This is a genomic window from Enterobacter sp. PI-10 (assembly GCF_027947695.1).
In the GTDB taxonomy this organism is placed as follows: Bacteria; Pseudomonadota; Gammaproteobacteria; order Enterobacterales; family Enterobacteriaceae; genus Enterobacter; species Enterobacter vonholyi.
Genome location: NZ_JAJNOG010000003.1, coordinates 218,815 through 241,807 on the forward strand (window position 1 = coordinate 218,815; position 22,993 = coordinate 241,807).

Here is a 22,993-nt window from a genome sequence, read left to right on the forward strand (position 1 = left end):
GGTCCGATAACATCATGTCCGTAAAATCACAGTTCCTGAAGAAGTTGCAGGCAAGACAACCTGCACCTGTTCCTGCAATCAGCAGGAGTCAGGCTGATATTGCAGAGTTTCGCCAGCGAATGGCTGAGCTTCAGGATGAGATGAACGCGTGGCTGACAGATACGGGACTGAATGTGGAGCCACTGACGGTATCCGTTCCGGATCTGCTGGTGGAGGGCGGGGCTTTTGAGATTTCCGGTATCGTTCTGCATTATGGCAGCCGAGCGGTCAGATTTATGCCGATCTTTCTGTATGGACAGGGCGTAGCTGGTTGTGTCGAGGTGACTTTATGTTCCGGGGATAAGGTGATTTCTCAGGGACGCCTGTTCATGCGTGTGGGGAGCGTAAATGGCTGGATCTTTACGCCCCCTGATATCTCATCCCGTTCAGGACAACTATTTGATGAAGGCATTTTTTACAGCCTGATTTTAGCGCTGCTGCCATAGCGATAACATTCATTCCTTTTATTAGTCACTGCATTTTTAATCGCAAAATAGCCTTACATCTCAACTGACGAAATTAACTACACGGATATGCAGGCCCTTCAGGATGACCACACATATAACGTTAAAAACCGGCGGCGACCCGCGTACGCTGCCAGATTACGCCGCCCTTCGCGATGAACTCAGTAAGCTTACGCATCCTGCTCGCCCGGATGTGAACTGGCAATATGTCGAAAAACTCGGTCTCTCTCTGTTTGAACAAAACGGTGTGGAGTTGCAGACTGCGGCCTGGTACACCCTTGCCCGTACTCACCTGTCTGGATTAGCTGGCCTGAACGAAGGGTTGGCAATTCTGGAGGCCCTGATTAGCCGCCAGTGGGACGTATTCTGGCCGAAGACGCTACACGCTCGTCTGGAAATCCTTAGTGGCCTGAGCCAGCGCCTGCAGCAGCGCATGCGCATGCTTGCATTGAACAACAGCCATCTACGTGAGCTTTATAGTGCTGAAGCGTTGCTTACCAGCCTGAGCGCGGTGTTCCAGCGTCTCGAACTCAAACACCTTAGCCAGTTCGATACGTTACGAACGTTGATACGTTCAAGTGCTGAACGGCTGGAAAGCGGTAATGACGCATCAGATTTGAATGCGATCATAATGCCCGGTCGCGAGTTACCTCAAGAGAGGGCTGAACCGATTGACGAAGTGAAATGGGTCTACGTTGTGCAGCAGGAAAATCAACCGGATACAAAGGATCGTCCGACTGCGCACGGGTCTGTCAGACCATGGAAACCCTTTGTTGCCGGGATGTGTTCTGTGCTGGTGGTCAGCCTCGCCGTGGCGTGGGGAGGGGGCTTTCTGTCGAGACCGGATCCCTTAACGACTCAGGCCATTGCCTCGCTGGCGCCGTTACCTGAAGTGCTTACTCCTGTTCAGCAAGACGCGTTAGCGCAGCGAGGCACCATTCCGTCCACGTTTATCACCGAAACGCAGCAGCAGCTTGCCCGACTGGATAAGCTGCCACCTGACTGGAATATTTCCTACAGCCTTCAGTTGTTAGCGCAACTCCAGACATTGCAGCCGGAGGAAGCGAAGTCGCTCACCGTGCAGTGGAAGCAAAAAATTAACGCGGCAGCGTTACCTGTCGATTCCATGAACAGCTGGTATCAGGGAATGATGAAGCTTCAGCAACTGAGCCATAGGCTGAGTAGTCTGGATGAGCAAAAAGGAAAATATATCACGGTAAGTGAGCTTAAATCGGTGGTTTTTTCGACAATACAGTCCTTTAACCAAACCATACCGGCTGAAGAACAACTCCGGCGCCTGTCAGAGCATAGTGCTGAAAGTGCGCTTCCTGAAGCCGAAAAAACCCAGCTGGAGTTGCGTCTAAGACAGCTGGCAACGCGTTATGCTCAAATCAAACAGGATTTTTCTGCTCAGTGAATGCGGGTGTGGAGAAACGATGTGCAGAAATAAGCGGGAGGGTAAAGTGTCCCCTGCAGGAATCGAACCTGCAACTAGCCCTTAGGAGGGGCTCGTTATATCCATTTAACTAAGGGGACGAGGCGGCATGAGTATAGCCTTATTTACACTTTGCGTTAAGCGCATCGCCGCCTGACTGCTCAAAGAGTCACCATTCAGGTCGTTTTTTTTGTCGATTTATCATCATCTTCCCGTGCCTTAAGCTCAGCTTTGCGTTTGTTTGACATGTCGTTACGGATTTGGGCGTGGCTTAACAGCGCGAAGATAAACGTTCCACCGCAGATGTTTCCCGCCAGCGTCGGAAGGGCAAACGGCCAGAAGAAATCGCTCCAGTGAAGCGTACCGTTAAAGACCAGATAGAGGATTTCAACGGTCCCGACCACAATATGCGTGGTGTCCGCCAGCGCAATCAGCCAGGTCATCAGTATGATCACGACAATTTTGGCGCTGCCTGCTGAAGGGAACATCCACACCATCGTGGCGATAATCCAGCCGGAGATGATGGCATTCGAGAACATCTCGACCGGCGTGTTTTTCATTACATCCATGCCGATTTTTACAAACGCATCCCGTGTGGGTTCATCAAATATCGGCATATATTCAAACGCCCAGGCCGCGATGCCCGTGCCGATGATATTTCCCAGCAGGACCACGCCCCAGAGCCGCATCAATAAACCGAAATTCCCGAGTGTGGGGTTTTGCATCACCGGCAGAACCGCGGTCACCGTGTTTTCAGTAAATAGCTGCTGGCGGGCCATGATGACGATAATAAAGCCGAAGGTATAACCGAGGTTCTCGAGTAAAAAACCGCCGGGTACGCCCTCCAGCTGCACATGAAATATCCCTTTCGCAAGCAGAGATGCTCCCATTGAGAGCCCTGCAGCGATGGCTGACCAGAAGAGAGCCATCGCGTCGCGCTCCATCTCTTTTTCACCGTCCTGGCGGATATGCTCGTGAATGGCCATCGCGCGGGAAGGGAGTCGATCTTCGTCAATTTCTATTTTCTCGCCGCGCGCTTTCTCCTCGCTTTCAATTTCAAGTTCCTCATTGCTCTCGCCAATTTTTTCTTCGCCCACTTCTTTCATATATGCTCCCGGAGATTGATCTTTCTGTTAAGCGTAGCGGCTTTTGTCGGGATGCCTGTGGGGATGCTCTTAAATTGGCAGCAATGACAACAAAGGTGATACATCTCTTTCAAAGGCATTATAAAATTGCCAGCGAAACGAATTCTAAAAGCCAGGCTATGCTGAGATCAGAGTCACGGTGGTTACTGCCCGTAATTGTGCTCATAGACATCGGTAAACGTGCTGTTACAATCGCTTGCACGTTTACAGACGGAGCATCAGGCTCCGTTACGGATGGCAATCAACGATAGCCATACTGAACAGGGAGATTTTTATGAAACTTCGGCTGTCGGCGCTTGCGCTGGGCGCGACGATGCTTGTGGGCTGCGCCAGCTCTGGGGAGCAAACGGGCCGCTCCGATCCTCTCGAAGGATTTAACCGCTCCATGTATAGCTTAAACTACAACGTGCTGGACCCGTATGTGGTTCGCCCGGTGGCAGTGGCATGGCGCGATTATGTTCCACAGCCCGCGCGTAACGGGTTAAGTAACTTTACCAGCAACCTCGAAGAGCCTGCGGTAATGGTGAACTACTTCCTGCAGGGCGACCCCTACCAGGGGATGGTCCACTTTACCCGCTTCTTCCTGAACTCCATTCTGGGGATGGGCGGCTTTATTGACGTCGCAGGCATGGCGAACCCGAAACTGCAGCGTGAACAGCCGCACCGTTTTGGTAGTACGCTGGGGCATTATGGTGTCGGTTACGGCCCTTACGTTCATCTGCCGTTCTATGGCAGCTTCACCGTGCGTGATGACGGCGGTGATATGGTCGATACGCTGTATCCGGTTCTGTCATGGCTGACCTGGCCGCTGTCGGTGGGTAAATGGACGGTGGAAGGGATTGAAACCCGCGCGCAATTGCTTGACTCTGATGGCCTGCTGCGCCAGTCTTCTGACCCGTACATTATGGTACGTGAAGCGTACTTCCAGAATCATGACTTTATTGCCAACGGCGGTAAGCTGAAGCCGGAAGAGAATCCAAACGCGAAGGCGATCGAGAACGAACTAAAAGATATCGATTCTGAGTAAATAAAAAAGGTGAGCAATGCTCACCTTTTTTGATTCTGTCGCGGTTAGAACGCGTAGTTGAAGTTCATGCCGTACAGCCAGGCTTTACCTTCGGAAGAGAACTCATACGGACCTTCCTTGAAGTTAACTTTTTGACCGTGCATATAAGATATGCCCGCATCAATAGAAGCATCCTTGTTAAATGCATAGGTCGCGCCAGCGCTCAGCCAGAAGCGGTCCTGATCCGGAATCGAGATAGAGCGTTTGTCTGCTGGTACCGGACTATCATCGAAGGCAATACCGGTGCGGAATGTCCAGTTGTCATCCATATAATAGGTTGTACCCAGCGCGATGCGGTAAGCATCACGGAAGCTCTCATCTTTATAGAAGAGCGTGTCGCCGTTGCTATTGGTCGCCTTCAGCTCCTGGAACTGGCTCCAGCTGGTGTAGGTTAGGCTATAGTGAACTGCCCACTGTGGCGCCACTTTGTTATAACCTGACAATTCCCACATTTCTGGTAAGTGCAGGCTCAGAGAGCCGCCAGTGGTTTGGCCATTGGTTCCCATTGGCAGACCGAAGTTGCCGAGGATCTGGTTATAAGCAGAAGGGAGGCTGCTTTTGTAATCTCCATCAAAATCGATTTTTACTTCTGAACGGTAGGTAAAGCCGTAACGGTTGTTTTTATCGAGTTCATAAAGGATACCGGCGTTCCAGCCAAAGCCCCACTCATCGCCCTTCAGATAAGCGATCTGAGTATCCGCTGGGATACCAGCCACACGCTGTGCCAGGGCTGGTGGAAGTGCGCCTGAGCCAGCGACGACTTTGCCCAGGTCACCTGCGTAACGTTCGATCTTCGCTTTAGCATAAACAGCGTCAAAGCCAACGCCGAAACTCCAGTGATTATCCAGACGGTAAGCACCGCTCAGGTTCAGGTTCAGGGTTTCCAGGTCGGTTTTACCGCCAAACGCTCCAGCTGCATAGTCGTTATTGAACTCGGTTGCTAAACCGTAGTTAGAGGTCACGGATGCGCCCCAGCCGAACTGGTCGTTAATCGGCGCCACGAAGTGCATGTTTGGAACCCATGCCGTTGGGGCAATGTTATCCGATTTCAGATCTGCACCTGTCGGAGAACGGCCCGAGATATCAACACCTGGATCGACAAAAATTGCACCGGCAGAGAAAGTCGGACGATCGAACATCATGATCAACGCGGGGTTACGACTCGCGTTACCCGCATCATCAGCAATAGCGCCTTCCCCGGAATACGCACGGCCAAGGCCAGAGGAAGAAAATTCGTTTAACTGAAAGCCCGCTGACCAGGCGGAAGTGGAGACGAGTGCCACTGCGACTGCCAGCGCAGTCTTGTTGAACAGGGTTTTCTGGCTCATGACCATAACCTCATTGAGTTATTTTTATTCAATAATTGTTACATACCGTAACAGGAGCGCGAAGTGTAGGGTCTGAGGTATGACAGACAAATCAGACCAGTGGCCAGAGTATAGGTCTGACCAGCCAGAATGTTGCAAGTTTGTTTATTAATATTTTCAAACATGTTTCGCGAAACGAGATCTGGTTGGCAAAATTGTGACCATCGCGACTCACCCAAAAGGGTGGTTTTTGTTCTGGATCATTTTTTAGTGTGATATTGGTCACTTATCCGTTTTTGCGCCATTAACGGCTGGAGAGAGCCCGCGCCGGGGCGTAAAATATCAGCATCGTGTTTATCTCGCGCGCTGCGCGAATACAGAGGAAATTGAGCTATGAGTAAATGCAGTGCTGATGAAACCCCGGTTTGCTGCTGTATGGATGTTGGGACCATCATGGACAACTCCGATTGCACCGCGTCTTACAGCCGTGTGTTCACTAACCGTGCCGAAGCGGAAGAGACCCTGGCCGCGCTGAGCAAGCGTGCGCGTGATGTTGAATCCGATCCGTGTGAAATCAAGTCGACCTTCACCGAAGTGGAAGGCGGCGTGAAGCTGGACATCGACTTTGTTTTCGCCTGCGAAGCAGAAACGCTGATTTTCCAGCTGGGTCTGCGTTAATCCTTTTTGCCCGGCGGCGCTTCGCTTGCATGGGCCTACGATCGTGTAGGCCGAGTAAGGCAACGCCGCCACCCGGCAACAAACCGCACAAATGCCCCTGCCATGCAGGGGCATTTTCTTTTTCTTCTCTGTGTTTTAGCTCGCATTTTTTCGTTTCCCCGATTGGCTGAATGTAAAAAAATGGTTAAGACTATTATCAGGTCAGACCACTTTATGTTTGCGAAAAATTTTTTACAGGGGAGTGTTATGAGTCAGGCATTACCGCTAATTACCCGTCAGGGCGATCGCATTGCCATAGTCAGTGGATTGCGAACGCCATTTGCGCGTCAGGCAACGACGTTTCATGGCATACCGGCCGTTGACCTGGGGAAAATGGTAGTGGGGGAGATGCTGGCTCGCAGCGAAATTCCGCCTGAGGTCATCGAGCAGCTGGTGTTCGGTCAGGTCGTGCAGATGCCTGAAGCTCCCAATATTGCGCGGGAAATCGTACTCGGTACCGGGATGAACGTGCATACCGATGCCTACAGCGTCAGCCGCGCCTGCGCAACCAGTTTCCAGGCCGTGGCTAACGTCGCCGAAAGCCTGATGGCGGGCACTATTCGCGCCGGAATTGCGGGTGGGGCTGACTCCTCTTCGGTACTGCCGATTGGGGTCAGTAAAAAGCTGGCGCGTATCCTGGTCGATGCCAACAAAGCCCGTACAACGGGTCAAAAACTCAAACTCTTCTCGCGTTTACGTCTGCGCGATCTGATGCCCGTGCCACCTGCCGTAGCGGAATACTCCACCGGCCTGCGCATGGGCGATACCGCCGAGCAGATGGCGAAAACCTACGGCATTACCCGTGAACAGCAGGATGCGCTGGCGCATCGCTCACATCAGCTTGCGGCAAAAGCCTGGTCGGAAGGCAAGCTGACCGATGAGGTCATGACCGCCTACATTCCACCCTATCGCGAACCGCTTGCGGAAGATAACAATATTCGCGGCACCTCGACGCTGGCGGATTACGCAAAGCTGCGCCCGGCGTTTGACCGCAAGCACGGCACGGTGACGGCGGCGAACAGTACGCCGCTGACGGACGGGGCCGCCGCCGTGATCCTTATGACCGAATCCCGCGCGAAAGAGCTGGGCATCACTCCCCTGGGCTATTTACGCAGCTATGCCTTCACCGCCATTGATGTCTGGAAGGACATGTTGTTAGGTCCGGCATGGTCCACGCCGCTGGCGCTGGAGCGCGCGGGGCTGACGATGGCTGATTTAACCCTGATTGATATGCATGAAGCGTTTGCCGCGCAGACTCTGGCAAACGTTCAGCTACTGGCAAGCGAGCGTTTCGCGCGCGATGTGCTGGGCCGCGCCCATGCCACAGGCGAAGTGGATCAGAGTAAGTTCAACGTGCTGGGTGGTTCTATCGCCTACGGTCACCCGTTTGCCGCCACCGGTGCGCGAATGATCACGCAAACATTACATGAACTCCGTCGCCGCGGCGGCGGGTTTGGCCTCGTAACCGCCTGTGCGGCGGGTGGCCTTGGCGCAGCAATGGTTCTGGAGGCTGAATAATGGATATGCCATCTGCATTTAATCTGACGGTTCGCCTCGATAACGTGGCCGTTATCACTATTGATGTGCCTGATGAAAAGATGAATACCCTGAAGGCCGAATTTGGTGTTCAGGTGCGCGCGATGCTAAAGCAGATCCGCGAAAACAAAGCCATTCGCGGCCTGGTGTTTATCTCTGCCAAACCCGACAACTTTATCGCCGGGGCGGATATCAACATGATCGACCGGGCGCAAAACGCACTGGAAGCCGAAGAGCTGGCGCGTCAGGGCCAGCAGGTAATGTCGGAGATCAACAGCCTGCCGATCCCGGTTATCGCAGCGATCCACGGCGCCTGTCTGGGCGGTGGGCTTGAGCTGGCGCTGGCATGTCACAGCCGGATTTGTACTGACGATGCAAAAACCATTCTGGGCCTGCCGGAAGTGCAGCTGGGTCTGCTGCCTGGTTCTGGTGGAACGCAGCGATTGCCGCGCCTCGTGGGCGTCAGCACGGCGCTGGAGATGATCTTAACCGGTAAACAGCTGCGCGCCCGTCAGGCGCTAAAAGCCGGTCTGGTCGATGACGTCGTGCCGCAGTCTATTTTACTGGAAGCCGCCGTCGAGCTTGCGCTGAAAGGGCGTCAGGCAAAACGTCCTTTGCCGGTACGCGAGCGCGTGCTGGCTGGCCCGCTGGGAAGAACGCTTCTGTTCAACATGGTGGGCAAAAAGACTGAACAAAAAACCAAAGGCAACTACCCGGCGGCAAAGCGGATCCTGGAAGTGATCGAAACCGGGCTGTCGCGGGGCAGCAGCAGCGGCTATGCCGCGGAGGCCAAAGCCTTTGGCGAACTGGCGATGACGCCGCAGTCACAGGCGCTGCGCAGCATCTTCTTCGCCAGCACGGACGTGAAAAAAGATCCCGGCAGCGAGGCTGAGCCTGCACCGCTGCGTGCCATTGGCGTACTGGGTGGGGGGCTCATGGGCGGCGGTATCTCTTTTGTTACCGCCAGCAAAGGCAAATTACCTGTACGTATCAAAGACATCAATCCGAAGGGTATCAACCACGCGCTGCAGTACAGCTGGCAGAACCTTGATCAAAAGGTGAAACGCCGCCATATCAAAGCAAGCGAGCGTGATAAAACCCTGGCGATGATCTCCGGTACGACGGATTACAGCGGTTTTGCGCGCCGCGATCTGGTGATTGAAGCCGTGTTTGAAGATCTGGCGCTTAAGCAGCAGATGGTGGCAGACGTTGAGCAACATTGTGCTCCGCATACCATTTTTGCTTCCAATACGTCGTCATTACCGATTGGCGATATCGCGGCGAAAGCCGCGCGTCCGGAGCAGGTGATTGGGCTGCACTTCTTTAGCCCGGTCGAAAAAATGCCGCTGGTGGAAGTCATTCCACACGCGACGACCAGTCCGCAAACCATCGCCACGGTAGTCAAACTTGCGAAGAAGCAGGGGAAAACGCCGATCGTAGTAGCAGATAAGGCCGGCTTCTACGTTAACCGCATTCTGGCTCCCTATATTAATGAAGCCATGCGATTGCTGACGGAGGGAGAGAAGATCGAGCACGTCGACGAGGCGCTGGTAAAGTTTGGTTTCCCCGTAGGTCCAATCCAACTTTTGGATGAGGTGGGAATAGACACCGGCACTAAAATTATACCAGTGCTGGAAGCCGCATATGGCGATCGTTTCAGCCCACCTGCAAATATTGTTTCTGCGATTTTGAAGGACGATCGCAAAGGCAGAAAAAATGAACGCGGTTTCTATCTTTACGGCGCGAAAGGGCGTAAAAGCAGGAAACAGGTCGACCCTTCGGTTTATGGACTTATTACGACTTCTGGTCAGGGAAAACTCTCCGCCGTTCAGTGCGCTGAGCGCTGCGTGATGATGATGCTCAATGAAGCGGCGCGCTGCTTTGGTGAGCAGGCGATCAAGAGCGCGCGCGATGGAGACATTGGTGCGGTATTTGGCATTGGTTTCCCGCCGTTCCTTGGCGGCCCGTTCCGTTACATGGATACGCTCGGCGCGGGTGAAGTGGTTGCAATCCTGCAACGTCTGGCTTCGCAGTATGGTCCACGGTTTACACCGTGTGACCAATTATTGCAGATGGCGGAACGGGGCCAGACATTTTGGCCAGCAAGGGAAACTGTCCTCGTAAGCTGAGGTCAAAGAAGGGTAAATCCTGAGGTGAAGGAACCTGTTCTGGCGATTTTGTAAACAGAGATTGACTATACTTACGCCATTGAGGTAAAAAACAGCGTTTCATTCACCGAATGGATCAGGCACAATGCCCGGCCATCGGGTTTTCTACCTCTCAGCATTTATCGCGGGTAGTTAACGCCGGTGATTCTGGTTAACAAAAGCGGTGCAATATGCAAGTTTTTATCATGCGTCACGGCGACGCGGCACTCGATGCCGCCAGTGACTCAGTACGTCCTTTGACCGTCTGTGGCTGCGACGAATCTCGTCTGATGGCGACCTGGCTTAACGGTCAAAAAGTGGACATCGAACGCGTTCTGGTGAGTCCGTTCCTGCGTGCAGAACAGACGCTGGACGTGGTAGGGGAGTGTATGAACCTACCATCCAGCGTGGATGTTCTCCCTGAACTCACCCCGTGTGGCGATGTAGGCCTTGTCAGCGCTTATCTTCAGGCGCTGTGCAATGAAGGTGTCGCTTCCGCGCTGGTCATTTCCCACCTGCCACTGGTTGGCTATCTGGTATCTGAGCTTTGCCCTGGCGAGACCCCGCCTATGTTCACGACATCCGCTATTGCCAATGTTTCTCTCGACGAAACGGGCAAAGGTGTCTTCAACTGGCAAATGAGTCCGTGCAACCTGAAGATGGCAAAAGCGATCTGACGTGACGTGCGATATGGCGGGGTGCAATGTGCTTCCCGCCATTCTGTCAGGGCAACTCTGGCGGTTGCCACTCTTCCACTTCAATCAACACCAGCAACGCGGCATCTCCGCCGTACTCTTTCGGTGCCTGATGAAAAGCCATCACGTGCGGGTGCTGCGCCAGCCACAGGGGCGTCTGTTGCTTGAGAATATGTTTACCGTGGCCATGCATTACGCAGGCGCAAAAAACATGTTCGCGACGGCAGGCGGCGATCAATGCCCCCAACTCCTGTTTGGCCTGCATCTGCGTTAAGCCGTGGAGATCGAGAAACAGCTCCGGCGAATAATCCCCGCGGCGTAATTTTTTCAGCTCAAAATGGCTGACGTCTTCGCGTACATACTTAACAGCCCCTTGCGTATTAAGCAGCGGCTGAAATTCATCTGAAAAATAGTGGCTGTTATCGGCCTGCTCCTGCAGCAGGCGTTTGACCGGGACTTCGCTGATTTTTTTACGCTGCGGGCGATGAACGATGGTGTCCTGCGCGATCTTACGCGTCCCGGTCATCAGCTGTCGGAAGAGCGCCTGATCCTCCTCGCTGAGCGATGTTTTCTTTTTCATTCGTCATTCTCATCTCGTATTTCCGATAGTGTACCCGACTAAACGCATTTTTTAACCTCAAGCGCGACGCGTCATTGCTGATTTATCGCCGTCTTCATGGCAAACTAGCCGCCGAAAATTATGCGAGCATGCCCTGGAGGAAAGAGTGGATAAAATATTTGTCGATGAAGCAGTAAACGAGCTGCATACCATACAGGACATGTTGCGCTGGTCGGTTAGCCGCTTCAGCGCCGCCAATATCTGGTACGGTCACGGTACCGATAACCCATGGGATGAAGCCGTGCAGCTGGTGCTGCCGTCACTCTACCTGCCGCTGGATATCCCGGAAGACATGCGCACCGCGCGCCTGACCTCCAGCGAAAAACACCGCATCGTTGAGCGCGTGATCCGCCGCGTGAACGAGCGTATTCCTGTCGCCTATCTGACCAACAAAGCCTGGTTCTGCGGCCACGAGTTCTATGTCGATGAACGCGTGCTGGTGCCGCGCTCGCCGATTGGTGAGCTGATTAACAACCACTTTGAAGGCCTGATCGGCCATCAGCCGCAGCACATTCTCGATATGTGTACCGGCAGCGGCTGCATCGCGATTGCCTGCGCGTACGCCTTCCCTGAAGCGGAAGTGGACGCCGTCGATATCTCCACCGACGCGCTGGCCGTGACCGAACACAATATTGAAGAGCACGGCCTGATCCATCACGTTACGCCAATTCGCTCCGATCTGTTCCGCGATCTGCCGACGCTGCAGTACGATCTGATCGTCACCAACCCGCCGTACGTCGATGCGGAAGATATGTCCGATCTGCCGAACGAATACCGCCACGAGCCGGAGCTGGGTTTGGCTTCTGGCTCTGACGGCCTGAAGCTGACCCGCCGCATTCTGGCCTGCGCGCCGGATTATCTGACCGACGACGGCGTTCTGATTTGTGAAGTGGGCAACAGCATGGTACATCTGATAGAGCAGTACCCGGATGTGCCGTTCACCTGGCTTGAGTTCGACAACGGCGGTGACGGCGTCTTTATGCTGACCAAAGCGCAGCTGCTCGACGCGCGCGAACACTTCAGCATCTATAAAGATTAATCCAGCGGGCTTCGGCCCGTTTCACAACGCTCAAACACAAACAACAACATCGGAGCCGTGATGGCAGGAAACACTATTGGACAGTTATTCCGCGTGACCACCTTTGGCGAGTCACACGGGCTGGCGCTGGGCTGTATCGTTGATGGCGTACCGCCAGGCATCGAACTGACCGAAGCCGATTTACAGCACGACCTCGACCGTCGTCGTCCGGGCACCTCTCGCTACACCACGCAGCGTCGCGAGCCGGACCAGGTCAAAATTCTCTCCGGCGTCTTTGAAGGCCGAACCACCGGCACCAGCATTGGTCTGCTGATTGAAAACACCGATCAGCGCTCCCAGGACTACGGCGCCATCAAAGACGTGTTCCGTCCGGGCCATGCCGACTATACCTACGAACAAAAGTACGGGTTCCGCGACTATCGCGGCGGCGGACGCTCTTCCGCCCGTGAAACCGCAATGCGCGTGGCGGCTGGCGCCATTGCCAAAAAATACCTGCAGCAGAAATTTGGTATCGTTATCCGCGGCTGTCTGACCCAGATGGGCGACATTCCGCTGGCGATCAAAGACTGGGATCTGGTCGAGCAAAACCCGTTCTTCTGTGCCGATGCCGACAAGCTGGACGCGCTGGACGAACTGATGCGCGGCCTGAAAAAAGAGGGCGACTCCATCGGGGCGAAAGTGACCGTGGTGGCCGATGGCGTCCCGCCAGGCTGGGGCGAGCCGGTATTTGACCGTCTCGACGCCGACATCGCCCACGCGCTGATGAGCATCAACGCGGTGAAGGGCGTTGAGATTGGCGACGGTTTTGACGTGGTATCCCTGCGCGGCAGCCAGAACCGCGACGAAATCACGAAAGCGGGCTTCCAGAGCAACCACGCGGGCGGCATCCTGGGCGGGATCAGCAGCGGGCAGCAGATTGTTGCCAACATCGCGCTGAAGCCAACCTCCAGCATTACCGTGCCGGGCCACACGATTAACCGCGATGGCGAAGAAGTTGAGATGATCACCAAAGGACGTCACGATCCGTGCGTGGGGATCCGCGCGGTGCCGATCGCAGAAGCGATGCTGGCGATCGTGCTGATGGATCACTTCCTGCGCCAGCGCGCGCAGAATGCGGATGTGACGACCACCATTCCACGCTGGTAAACATGAAAAAAACCGCAATTGCTCTGCTTGCGCTGCTTGCCAGTGGAGCCAGTCTGGCCGCCACACCGTGGCAAAAAATCACCCATCCGGTGGCGGGGAGCGCGCAGTCGATCGGCGCTTTTTCCAACGGCTGTATCCTGGGCGCGCAGGAACTTCCGCTGCAATCGGAGACCTATCAGGTGATGCGTACCGACCAGCGTCGTTACTTCGGCCACCCGGATCTGGTGCTGTTCATTCAGCGGCTGGGAAACCAGGTGCATAACCTGGGGCTTGGCACGATGCTGATCGGCGATATGGGGATGCCTGCCGGCGGTCGTTTTAACGGTGGACACGCCAGTCACCAGACCGGACTGGATGTTGATATCTTCCTGCAGCTGCCGAAAGCCCGCTGGACCGCCGCCCAACTGCTGAAACCGCAGGCGCTGGATCTGGTGGCGAGCGACGGCAAGCGCGTTGTGCCGTCCCTGTGGACGCGAGAGGTCTCCAGCATGATCAAGCTGGCGGCAGAAGATAACGACGTCACGCGGATTTTCGTTAACCCTGCCATCAAGCAGCAGCTCTGCCTGGATGCCGGAACCGATCGTGACTGGCTGCGCAAAGTGCGGCCGTGGTTCCAGCATCGAGCGCACATGCACGTTCGTCTGCGCTGCCCGGCGAATAGCCTGGAATGTGAAGATCAGCCGCTACCTCCGCCGGGCGATGGCTGCGGTGCGGAACTGCAAAGCTGGTTTGAACCGGCAAAACCTGGAACCTCTAAGCCTGAGAAGAAGACACCGCCTCCGCTGCCGCCTTCCTGCCAGGCGCTACTGGATGAGCATGTACTTTAATGGATAATTTCGTCGATCTGTTTATGGTGTCACCGCTGCTGCTGGTGGTGCTGTTCTTCGTGGCCATGCTGGCAGGTTTCATTGATGCCCTTGCGGGCGGCGGCGGGTTATTAACCGTACCCGCGCTGCTGGCGGCGGGCATGAGCCCGGCGCAGGCGCTTGCCACCAATAAGCTGCAGGCCTGCGGCGGCTCGCTCTCGGCGTCGCTCTATTTTATTCGCCGCAAGGTGGTGAGCCTGGCCGATCAGAAGCTCAATATCCTGATGACCTTTATCGGCTCAACGTCGGGCGCGCTGCTGGTGCAGCACGTGCAGTCGGATATTTTGCGCCAGATCCTGCCGGTGCTGGTTATCTGCATCGGTCTCTACTTCCTGCTGATGCCAAAACTCGGCGAGGAAGACCGCCAGCGTCGTCTGCACGGCCTGCCGTTTGCCCTGATTGCCGGGGGCTGCGTCGGTTTTTACGACGGTTTCTTCGGCCCGGGGGCAGGCTCGTTTTACGCGCTGGCGTTCGTGACGCTGGCCGGGTTTAACCTCGCCAAGTCGACCGCCCATGCCAAAGTGCTCAACGCCACCTCGAACGTCGGCGGCCTGCTGCTGTTTATCATTGGCGGCAAGGTTATCTGGGCAACCGGGTTTGTGATGATGGCAGGGCAGTTCCTGGGCGCGCGCGCGGGCTCGCGCCTGGTATTAAGCAAAGGGCAAAAACTGATTCGCCCGATGATCGTCATCGTCTCGGCCGTGATGAGCGCCAAACTACTTTATGACAGCCATGGACAGGAGATCCTCACCTGGTTGGGGATGCACTAATGAACAGTACGCATAAATACGAACAGCTGATTGAGATTTTCGACGGCTGTTTTGCTGACGATTTTAATACCCGTCTGATTAAAGGCGACGACGAACCGATCTATCTTCCTGCAGATGACGAGGTTCCGTATAACCGCATCGTCTTTGCCCACGGCTTTTACGCCAGCGGCTTGCACGAGATTTCGCACTGGTGCATCGCCGGAAAAGCGCGGCGCGAGCTGGTAGACTTTGGTTACTGGTACTGCCCGGACGGACGTGACGCCGCGACGCAGGGGCAGTTTGAAGATGTGGAAGTCAAACCGCAGGCGCTGGAATGGCTGTTCTGCGTCGCGGCGGGTTTCCCGTTCAACGTCAGCTGCGATAACCTCGAAGGCGACTTCGAGCCAGACCGTATCGTCTTCCAGCGCCGCGTGCATGCGCAGGTGATGGAATATCTTGAGAAAGGCATCCCGGAACGTCCGGCGCGCCTGATCGAGGCCTTACAGAATTATTACCACACGCCGGCGATCGCGGCGGAATGCTTCCCTTGGCCGGAAGATCTTTAACAGAGGAAAGAAGATGATCGCAGAATTTGAATCACGCATTCTGGCGTTAATTGATGACATGGTGGAACACGCCAGCGATGATGAGCTGTTCGCCAGCGGTTATCTGCGTGGTCACCTGACGCTCGCGGTAGCCGAGCTTGAAGCGGGGGACGATCACTCTGCCGACGCCGTTCACGAAGAAGTGACCCGCAGTCTGGAGAAAGCCATTCAGGCCGGGGAACTCTCTCCGCGCGACCAGTCTCTGGTGCTGGGCATGTGGGACAACCTGTTCCAGCAGGCAAAAGCGAAGTAAGTGTTTCACCACCCTCTCCCAGTGGGAGAGGGGCGGGGTGAGGGCCCCGGAACGCACCCTATTTAATCTTCTTCCCCTTCAGCAGTTTCCGCACCCACAATCGATTCGGATTCAGGCCCGCAAGCGTAATTCTGTCCAGCGGAATCGGCTCTCCGCTCATTTGCGCGGCTAAGACTTCGGCCAGCAGCGGCGCAGAACACAGCCCGCGAGAACCCAGCCCGCCGAGTATATACAGTTCCGGATAAACCGGAGCGCTCACCGCTTTATCCCGGTTATTAGCAAGGTCCTGATAAACCTCAAGCGTTGCCTGATAGTCCGGCACATTGCCCGCCATCGGCAGATGATCGCGGGTGGCGCAGCGCACGCCGCAGCGCGCGTCTCCGGCGCTGACGTCGACTTCTTTCGCCCACGCCGCATCCGGGAAGCAGTCAATCAGACGCTGGCGGTTCTGCGCCTGATCCACTTCGCTGTAGCGCATATCCGTTTCGCCACGATGATAGCTGGCCCCGATGCAGTGATGGCCGTTAGACGGATTTTGCGGCGTCAGATAGCCGTCATAGCACAGCACCTGGCGCAGTTTGCCGAGCTCAGGCGCGGTGGGAATATGGCTTACCTGGCCGCCAACAGGATAAACCGGCAACGACTCCGTCTGGGCAAACTGGCTGATGTGATGTCCGTTTGCCAGCACAACGCTGGCATGGCGTGCCTCTTTGCCATTAGCAAAACGCAGATCCCAGCATTCTGTCCGGCTCAGCGATTCAACCTTGTAGGCATACTGCACAGTCAGCCCGCGCGACTGCGCCAGGGTAATGACCGCCGCGGTCAGTTCAGCCGGGCACAGCCAGCCGCCGAGCGGATACTGAATGCCCCCACACCCGGTTTCCACGCCAGCGGTGTCTTCCACCTCTTGCGCACTTACCGCGCGGGCAATCTCTTCGGGCAGGCCCAGAGACAGCATCTGCGCGATCTTCTGCTGGCTCTTCTCATCCCAGCCGAGCTGCGTGACGCCGCACCAGTCATGGTCGAAGGCCACCGGAAGCGCGTCATAAAGGCGACGAGCGAAGGTAAACGCTGCCGGGAAAAACTGGAACAGAGCCGGGTCGTGCGCGCTTAAAAGCGGATAGAGCGCCCCCTGACGATTGCCGGACGCGCCGCTGGCGGGCGCGTCGTCAGCACAGTAGAGCGTGACCTGCCAGCCGCGCTGGAGAAGGGCGAGCGAGAGCAGGGCGCTGGCGATCCCGCCGCCAACGATCGCTACGTCGCGCGATGCGCTCGCGCGGCGCGCAAACCAGGGCGTCTGAGCGGGGATGTCCAGCGTCTGCTCCATCCTGCCGACCAGCATGTCGCGTTTGCGGCCAAAGCCTTTGGTCTTCTGCATGGTAAAGCCCGCCTCCTGCAGTCCGCGGCGGACAAAACCTGCCGAGGTGAAGGTGGCAAGCGTCGCGTCAGGACGAGCCAGCCGCGCCATCGCGTTAAACAGATGCTGGCTCCACATGTCCGGGTTTTTGGCAGGGGCAAAACCGTCCAGGAACCACGCGTCGACCTTCTGATTCATCGAATCATCGAGCCTGTCGGTCAGGTCGTTGATGTCGCCGAGCCATAAGTCCAGCGTGACGCGTCCGCCGTCCAGAATCAGACGGTGACAGCCGCCGGTGTGGGCCGGCCACTGCGCCTGAAGCTGTTCTGCCCAGGGCGCAAGCTCCGGCCAGCGCTGGTGGGCAAGCCGCAGATCGTGCGCGGTGAGCGGGAATTTTTCGAAACTGATGAAATGTAATCTTTGTAGCGTAGCCTCGGGGTGAGCAGCGTGGAACTGGTTAAACGCCTGCCAGAGGGTTAAAAAATTCAGCCCGGTGCCGAATCCACTTTCCGCGACCACAAACAGGCTCCGCGGGTGCGCCGGGAAGCGGGTGCTGAGCTGATTTCCGTCGAGGAAAACATAGCGAGTTTCTTCGAGTCCGTTATCATTAGAAAAATAGACGTCATCAAAATCTCGGGAAACAGGTGTACCCTCAGCGTTGAATTCGAGGTTGGCGGGTTGTATAGCGTTTTGTTTCACGTAAGTTACTCGTCTGACAGGCAGTGGCACGATCTTAACGATGTGAGTCCATCGGTGCAAATTTCCGCAGAAAATGTCTGATCGGACTTGTTCGGCGTACAAGTGTACGCTATTGTGCGACTCGAAACTTACTATAGTGCGACTTACAGAGGTATTGAATGAAACGTGCAGTGATTACTGGCCTGGGCATTGTTTCCAGCATCGGTAATAACCAGCAGGAAGTCCTGGCATCTCTGCGTGAAGGACGCTCCGGGATCACTTTCTCTGAAGAGTTTAAAGATTCAGGTATGCGTAGCCACGTATGGGGTAACGTCAAACTGGACACCACCGGTTTGATCGACCGCAAAGTGGTTCGTTTCATGAACGATGCCTCTATTTATGCTTATCTCTCCATGCAGGAAGCGATCAAAGATTCCGGCCTGAGCGAAGAGGTTTATCAGAACAACCCGCGCGTGGGTCTGATTGCCGGTTCCGGCGGCTCATCTAAAGCGCAGGTATTCGGTGCTGACGCAATGCGTAGCCCGCGTGGTCTGAAAGCGGTAGGTCCGTACGTGGTTACTAAAGCCATGGGTTCTGCGGTTTCCGCGTGCCTGGCGACCCCGTTCAAAATCCACGGTGTGAACTACTCCATCAGCTCCGCGTGTGCGACCTCCGCACACTGTATCGGTAACGCTGTTGAGCAGATCCAGCTGGGTAAACAGGACATCGTATTTGCTGGCGGCGGCGAAGAGCTGGGCTGGGAAATGGCCTGTGAATTCGACGCGATGGGCGCACTGTCCACCAAGTACAATGAAACCCCGGATAAAGCCTCCCGTACCTATGATGCGCACCGTGACGGTTTCGTTATCGCGGGCGGCGGCGGTATGGTTGTGGTTGAAGAGCTGGAGCATGCCCTGGCACGTGGCGCGCACATCTACGCTGAGATCGTGGGCTACGGTGCGACGTCTGACGGTGCCGACATGGTTGCGCCATCCGGCGAAGGCGCGGTGCGCTGCATGAAGATGGCGATGCACGGCGTTGACACCCCAATCGACTACCTGAACTCCCACGGTACCTCTACTCCGGTAGGCGACGTGAAAGAGCTGGGTGCGATCCGTGAAGTCTTCGGCGACAACAGCCCGGCGATCTCCGCGACTAAAGCCATGACCGGTCACTCTCTGGGTGCGGCTGGCGTGCAGGAAGCGATCTACTCTCTGCTGATGCTGGAAAACGGCTTTATCGCGCCAAGCATCAACATTGAAGAGATGGACGAGCAGGCTGCCGGCCTGAACATCGTGACCAAACCAACGGAAGCGACGCTGACTACCGTCATGTCAAACAGCTTCGGCTTCGGTGGTACCAACGCCACGCTGGTTATGCGTAAGCTGAAAGCATAAGTTTTAAGTTTGATTCCGAAAGGGAGCCATAAGGCTCCCTTTTTTATGCATTGACAAGCGGCTGATCTCACAGGCAAACTTCACCCCTCAACATTATCCTCACGATAATGCGTAAGCGTTTAACGTCAACCAACGCGCCTTAATCCTGATAATCAGGTAGAGGGGGCGTGGGATTTTCCCGCCTTACTCTTCATTTCGGAGTAAAGCATGACTGCAGTAACTCAAACAGAAACAACCCCTTCAGCGAACGTCTCGCTGTTCCGTATCGCCTTTGCGGTATTCCTGACCTATATGACCGTTGGCCTGCCGCTGCCGGTGATCCCGCTTTTCGTTCATCAGGAACTGGGCTATGGCAACACCATGGTCGGCATTGCTGTGGGCATTCAGTTTTTAGCCACGGTATTAACCCGCGGTTACGCCGGACGTCTGGCGGATCAGCACGGTGCCAAGCGCTCGGCGCTGCAGGGCATGTTTGCCTGCGGGCTAGCGGGCGGCGCCTGGCTGCTGGCGGCTCTACTGCCGGTCGATGCTGCGTATAAATTTGCGCTGCTTGTACTGGGCCGTTTAATTCTTGGCTTCGGTGAAAGCCAGCTGCTGACCGGCACCCTGACCTGGGGAATGGGGCTGGTGGGGCCTGCTCGTTCCGGTAAGGTGATGTCCTGGAACGGTATGGCCATCTATGGCGCGCTGGCTGCCGGTGCGCCGCTTGGGCTGCTTATCAATAGCCAGTTTGGATTTGCGGCATTGGCCGCAACCACCATGGTTTTACCTCTGCTGGCGTGGGCGTTTAACGGCTCGGTGCGTAAGGTGCCCGCGCACAAAGGCGAGCGACCTTCCCTGTGGAGCGTGGTAGGCCAAATCTGGCAGCCGGGTCTTGGCCTGGCGCTGCAGGGCGTGGGTTTTGCGGTGATTGGGACGTTCGTTTCGCTCTATTTTATGAGCCGTGGCTGGGCGATGGCCGGTTTTACGCTCACCGCTTTTGGCGGCGCGTTTGTGCTAATGCGCGTCTTCTTCGGCTGGATGCCGGATCGCTTTGGCGGCGTGAAGGTGGCGGTGGCGTCGCTGGTGATTGAGACCATCGGTCTGCTGCTGCTGTGGAATGCTCCCGTGGCTTCCGTTGCGTTGCTTGGTGCGGCGCTGACCGGCTGCGGCTGTTCACTGATCTTCCCGGCGCTGGGTGTTGAAGTGGTGAAGCGCGTGGCCCCGCAGGTGCGCGGTACGGCGCTGGGCGGCTATGCGGCGTTTCAGGATATCTCATACGGGGTAACCGGACCGCTGGCCGGGGTGTTAGCCACCTCGTTTGGCTATCCGTCCGTCTTCCTGGCAGGTGCGGTTTCCGCGGTGGTTGGGATTGTGGTGACGCTGGTGGCGTTTCGCAGGACTTGAGCCGTTGTAGGCCCGGTAAGCGCAGCGCCACCGGGCCAAACCTCAGACAACCAGCCAGAAAATCGCCAGTGCAATCAGTAGCGCAATAAACATCAACCCCGGACGCGCGGAGAGCGTTCTGAAGGTTTCCACGACCGGCGCAAACAGCGGGCTGTAGATCGGCTGAATGTTTCTTACCTCCGGCACGCCGCCTTCACGCTCTGCGCGGCGAACGAAGATCTGGTTGAGCAGATCCTGCACCTGCGCGGTGGTCAGTACCGTCTGCGGCGTGGCCTGCCAGTTTTGCTGGGCGTAATCCCGAATCACCTCGAACTCGTGCGGCTCAAGCGGCTGTTTCAGCGCGGCCTGGACGGTATGCAGGGTAGGGGCGCTCTGGGTGCTGAGCGTCTGGCGCGCCTGAAGCCAGGTCACCAGATGAGTAAACTGTTTGGCCGGGATTAACTCACCCGCCTTCACGCCGGACAGCTCCAGCATGGATTGCCAGATAAGCTTCGTCGGCTCGCCGGTGGCCGCTGCCAGCTTCGTCACCATCTGCTTGAGCGTATTGTGCTCCGCGGGCAGCAGCGGACGCTCGGTCGCCGGGCGCACCTGTGGCTGCGGAATAGACAGCTCGTTATTCTGCAGCAGGGTCAGCACGGTTTTGAGCTGGTCGGGCGTCAGCTGGCCCAGCGCGGTCTGACCATACTGCTGGCGAATAAAATCACTTACCGCCTGGCGGTTATTTCCCTGACCCAGCAGCTCCGTCAGCTGAGAAACAATCTGGCGGGTGGTGTGGTTCTGCTGCGCGGTCGTAATACGCTGGTTCAGATTTTGTTCGGCCGCCGGGAAATGGCGCGACTGCAGCGGTGCGTCGTTTCTCACGCCTAAATCATGCTTTACCCCGGCCCAGACTTCCGCGTTCTGCTGCGAAGTCAGCGCAATCAGGCGCGTGATCAGTCGCTCCAGCACGGTGCGCTGTTGCGTGGATAGCGGTTGTTCACCGGCAACGTTTGGCGTGACCGGGCCTTCACCTGGAGGGCGTGGCGGCGTACCTGAAATGGGCTGCATCGTCAAAAATCCTTAAAGTCAAAACTCAGCGTAAACCTGGCAGACGTATATGCCTGGCGGCCAGATTATGGCACACTTGGCAGGTTTTCTTCCTCTCAAACAGGTACTCAGACGTGAAAATCCTCGTTGATGAAAATATGCCTTACGCCCGTGAGCTGTTTAGCCGCCTGGGTAACGTAAAGGCTGTTCCTGGTCGCCCGATCCCGGTCAACGAACTGGACGATGCCGACGCCCTGATGGTGCGCTCGGTGACCAAAGTAAATGAGGCGTTGCTCGCCGGTAAGGCGATTAAGTTCGTTGGGACCGCAACGGCAGGGACCGATCATGTGGATGATAAATGGCTGAAGCAGGCCGGAATCGGTTTTTCCGCCGCACCGGGCTGCAACGCCATTGCAGTCGTGGAATACGTTTTCTCCTCGCTGCTGATGCTGACCGAGCGCGACGGTTTTGCGCTGAAAGACCGCACCGTGGGGATTGTCGGCGTGGGTAACGTCGGCGGGCGCCTGCAAAAGCGCCTGGAAGCGTTAGGGATCCGCACGCTGCTGTGCGATCCGCCGCGCAAAGACAACGGCGAGGACGGGGATTTCCGCTCGCTGGACGAGCTGGTTGAACAGTGTGACGTGCTGACGTTCCACACGCCGCTGTTTAAAGAGGGTCCGTATAAGTCGCTGCATCTTGCCGATGAGGCGCTCATTCGCCGTCTGAAGGCTGGCACTATTCTGATAAATGCATGTCGTGGTCCGGTAGTCGATAACGCCGCCTTGCTGACGTGTCTGAACGAAGGACAAGATCTCAGCGTGGTGCTGGACGTCTGGGAGCCGGAGCCGGACCTCAACGTTGAGCTGCTTAACAAGGTGGACGTGGGCACCGCGCATATCGCCGGTTATACCCTCGAAGGGAAAGCCCGCGGCACGACGCAGGTCTTCGAGGCCTACAGCGCGTTTATCGGCCATCCGCAGCAGGTGGCGCTGGATACCTTACTCCCCGCACCTGAATTTGGCCGCATTACTCTCCGCGGCCCGCTCGATCAGGCAACGCTGAAAAGGCTGGTGCATTTGGTGTATGATGTGCGCCGCGATGATGCGCTGCTGCGTAAAGTGGCGGGGATCCCGGGCGAGTTTGATAAGCTGCGCAAGAACTACGTTGAGCGCCGCGAGTGGTCTTCCCTGTATGTGATGTGCGACGACGCCCTGGCGGCGACGCTGCTGCACAAGCTGGGGTTTAACGCCGTTCATCACCCGGCGCATTAATGTCTTCTTAATGCTCCCTGTCGGATACTCCGACAGGGACGCTTTTTTAT

Annotated in this window: 21 protein-coding genes and 1 tRNA gene; 16 read left to right on the plus strand and 6 right to left on the minus strand. The window is 56.3% G+C overall.

Annotation, left to right across the window (positions count from 1 at the left end; all coding sequences use genetic code 11):
• Positions 1 to 14: 14 nt before the first annotated feature.
• Complete coding sequence (locus LRM19_RS09450) at positions 15 to 485, plus strand: hypothetical protein (RefSeq protein ID WP_271368452.1); 471 nt, start codon at positions 15 to 17, stop codon at positions 483 to 485.
• A 103-nt stretch (positions 486 to 588) separates the two neighbouring features.
• Positions 589 to 1,920: a VasL domain-containing protein gene (locus LRM19_RS09455; protein WP_271368454.1), complete on the plus strand. Its 1,332-nt coding sequence runs from the start codon at positions 589 to 591 to the stop codon at positions 1,918 to 1,920.
• Between the two features lie 47 nt (positions 1,921 to 1,967).
• On the opposite strand, the gene LRM19_RS09460 is transcribed toward LRM19_RS09455, so the two are convergent.
• Both LRM19_RS09460 and LRM19_RS09465 read right to left on the minus strand, forming a co-directional pair.
• Positions 1,968 to 2,039: transfer RNA gene (locus LRM19_RS09460), tRNA-Arg, on the minus strand.
• Positions 2,040 to 2,114: 75 nt separating this feature from the next.
• A complete protein-coding gene (locus tag LRM19_RS09465; RefSeq protein WP_271368457.1) occupies positions 2,115 to 3,044 on the minus strand; it encodes a formate/nitrite transporter family protein in 930 nt (309 codons plus the stop codon).
• 313 nt (positions 3,045 to 3,357) lie between these two features.
• Between LRM19_RS09465 and mlaA the strand changes: the two genes are divergently transcribed.
• Positions 3,358 to 4,110 carry a phospholipid-binding lipoprotein MlaA gene (mlaA, locus tag LRM19_RS09470; protein ID WP_115875917.1) on the plus strand — a complete coding sequence of 251 codons (753 nt, stop codon included), beginning with the start codon at positions 3,358 to 3,360 and terminating at the stop codon, positions 4,108 to 4,110.
• A 44-nt stretch (positions 4,111 to 4,154) separates the two neighbouring features.
• Here the strand turns inward: mlaA and fadL are convergent, their stop codons facing one another.
• The gene (gene fadL, locus LRM19_RS09475) at positions 4,155 to 5,477 is read right to left on the minus strand and encodes a long-chain fatty acid transporter FadL (protein ID WP_032659239.1); all 1,323 of its coding nucleotides are present in this window, start codon (positions 5,475 to 5,477) and stop codon (positions 4,155 to 4,157) included.
• Positions 5,478 to 5,849: 372 nt separating this feature from the next.
• Between fadL and LRM19_RS09480 the strand changes: the two genes are divergently transcribed.
• The 4 genes from LRM19_RS09480 to sixA all read left to right on the plus strand — a co-directional run bounded on the left by LRM19_RS09480 (position 5,850) and on the right by sixA (position 10,533).
• The gene (locus tag LRM19_RS09480; RefSeq protein ID WP_023294142.1) at positions 5,850 to 6,134 is read left to right on the plus strand and encodes a YfcZ/YiiS family protein; all 285 of its coding nucleotides are present in this window, start codon (positions 5,850 to 5,852) and stop codon (positions 6,132 to 6,134) included.
• 246 nt (positions 6,135 to 6,380) lie between these two features.
• Positions 6,381 to 7,691 (plus strand): acetyl-CoA C-acyltransferase FadI, encoded by a 1,311-nt coding sequence (fadI, locus tag LRM19_RS09485; RefSeq protein WP_271368461.1) that lies wholly within the window; start codon positions 6,381 to 6,383, stop codon positions 7,689 to 7,691.
• Positions 7,691 to 9,838: a fatty acid oxidation complex subunit alpha FadJ gene (fadJ, locus tag LRM19_RS09490; protein ID WP_271368463.1), complete on the plus strand. Its 2,148-nt coding sequence runs from the start codon at positions 7,691 to 7,693 to the stop codon at positions 9,836 to 9,838. The genes fadI and fadJ overlap by 1 nt, the downstream gene beginning before the upstream one ends.
• A gap of 209 nt (positions 9,839 to 10,047) precedes the next feature.
• A complete protein-coding gene (gene sixA / locus LRM19_RS09495; RefSeq protein WP_045330962.1) occupies positions 10,048 to 10,533 on the plus strand; it encodes a phosphohistidine phosphatase SixA in 486 nt (161 codons plus the stop codon).
• Between the two features lie 46 nt (positions 10,534 to 10,579).
• Here sixA and smrB read toward each other — a convergent pair whose 3' ends face one another.
• Positions 10,580 to 11,131, minus strand: a complete 552-nt coding sequence (gene smrB / locus LRM19_RS09500; RefSeq protein WP_008502613.1) for an endonuclease SmrB — start codon at positions 11,129 to 11,131, stop codon at positions 10,580 to 10,582.
• Between the two features lie 145 nt (positions 11,132 to 11,276).
• Between smrB and prmB the strand changes: the two genes are divergently transcribed.
• Genes prmB through LRM19_RS09530 form a run of 6 tightly spaced genes read left to right on the plus strand, consistent with a single transcriptional unit; the run spans position 11,277 to position 15,828 of the window.
• Positions 11,277 to 12,209 carry a 50S ribosomal protein L3 N(5)-glutamine methyltransferase gene (gene prmB, locus LRM19_RS09505; RefSeq protein ID WP_008502612.1) on the plus strand — a complete coding sequence of 311 codons (933 nt, stop codon included), beginning with the start codon at positions 11,277 to 11,279 and terminating at the stop codon, positions 12,207 to 12,209.
• 60 nt (positions 12,210 to 12,269) lie between these two features.
• Entirely contained in the window at positions 12,270 to 13,355 is a 1,086-nt protein-coding gene (gene aroC / locus LRM19_RS09510; protein ID WP_115875913.1) for a chorismate synthase, read from the plus strand.
• A gap of 2 nt (positions 13,356 to 13,357) precedes the next feature.
• Positions 13,358 to 14,182: a penicillin-insensitive murein endopeptidase gene (mepA, locus tag LRM19_RS09515; RefSeq protein WP_271368472.1), complete on the plus strand. Its 825-nt coding sequence runs from the start codon at positions 13,358 to 13,360 to the stop codon at positions 14,180 to 14,182.
• Complete coding sequence (locus LRM19_RS09520) at positions 14,182 to 14,991, plus strand: sulfite exporter TauE/SafE family protein (RefSeq protein WP_008502609.1); 810 nt, start codon at positions 14,182 to 14,184, stop codon at positions 14,989 to 14,991. Before mepA ends, LRM19_RS09520 begins: the two co-directional genes overlap by 1 nt.
• On the plus strand, positions 14,991 to 15,536 hold the full coding sequence (locus LRM19_RS09525; RefSeq protein WP_111965248.1) for an elongation factor P hydroxylase: 546 nt from the start codon (positions 14,991 to 14,993) through the stop codon (positions 15,534 to 15,536). The genes LRM19_RS09520 and LRM19_RS09525 overlap by 1 nt, the downstream gene beginning before the upstream one ends.
• A 13-nt stretch (positions 15,537 to 15,549) precedes the next feature.
• Positions 15,550 to 15,828 carry a YfcL family protein gene (locus LRM19_RS09530; protein WP_048029667.1) on the plus strand — a complete coding sequence of 93 codons (279 nt, stop codon included), beginning with the start codon at positions 15,550 to 15,552 and terminating at the stop codon, positions 15,826 to 15,828.
• A 58-nt stretch (positions 15,829 to 15,886) separates the two neighbouring features.
• On the opposite strand, the gene mnmC is transcribed toward LRM19_RS09530, so the two are convergent.
• Positions 15,887 to 17,884: a bifunctional tRNA (5-methylaminomethyl-2-thiouridine)(34)-methyltransferase MnmD/FAD-dependent 5-carboxymethylaminomethyl-2-thiouridine(34) oxidoreductase MnmC gene (gene mnmC, locus LRM19_RS09535; RefSeq protein ID WP_271368477.1), complete on the minus strand. Its 1,998-nt coding sequence runs from the start codon at positions 17,882 to 17,884 to the stop codon at positions 15,887 to 15,889.
• Between the two features lie 158 nt (positions 17,885 to 18,042).
• Here mnmC and fabB point away from each other — a divergent pair, with 158 nt between their 5' ends.
• Together fabB and LRM19_RS09545 are read left to right on the plus strand one after the other, a co-directional pair.
• A complete protein-coding gene (fabB, locus tag LRM19_RS09540) occupies positions 18,043 to 19,260 on the plus strand; it encodes a beta-ketoacyl-ACP synthase I (RefSeq protein ID WP_014832795.1) in 1,218 nt (405 codons plus the stop codon).
• 207 nt (positions 19,261 to 19,467) lie between these two features.
• Complete coding sequence (locus tag LRM19_RS09545) at positions 19,468 to 20,646, plus strand: MFS transporter (RefSeq protein ID WP_032659215.1); 1,179 nt, start codon at positions 19,468 to 19,470, stop codon at positions 20,644 to 20,646.
• A gap of 42 nt (positions 20,647 to 20,688) precedes the next feature.
• Here LRM19_RS09545 and flk read toward each other — a convergent pair whose 3' ends face one another.
• Positions 20,689 to 21,693: a flagella biosynthesis regulator Flk gene (gene flk / locus LRM19_RS09550; protein WP_045402671.1), complete on the minus strand. Its 1,005-nt coding sequence runs from the start codon at positions 21,691 to 21,693 to the stop codon at positions 20,689 to 20,691.
• 113 nt (positions 21,694 to 21,806) lie between these two features.
• Here flk and pdxB point away from each other — a divergent pair, with 113 nt between their 5' ends.
• Positions 21,807 to 22,943: a 4-phosphoerythronate dehydrogenase PdxB gene (pdxB, locus tag LRM19_RS09555; protein ID WP_271368483.1), complete on the plus strand. Its 1,137-nt coding sequence runs from the start codon at positions 21,807 to 21,809 to the stop codon at positions 22,941 to 22,943.
• Positions 22,944 to 22,993: the final 50 nt, after the last annotated feature.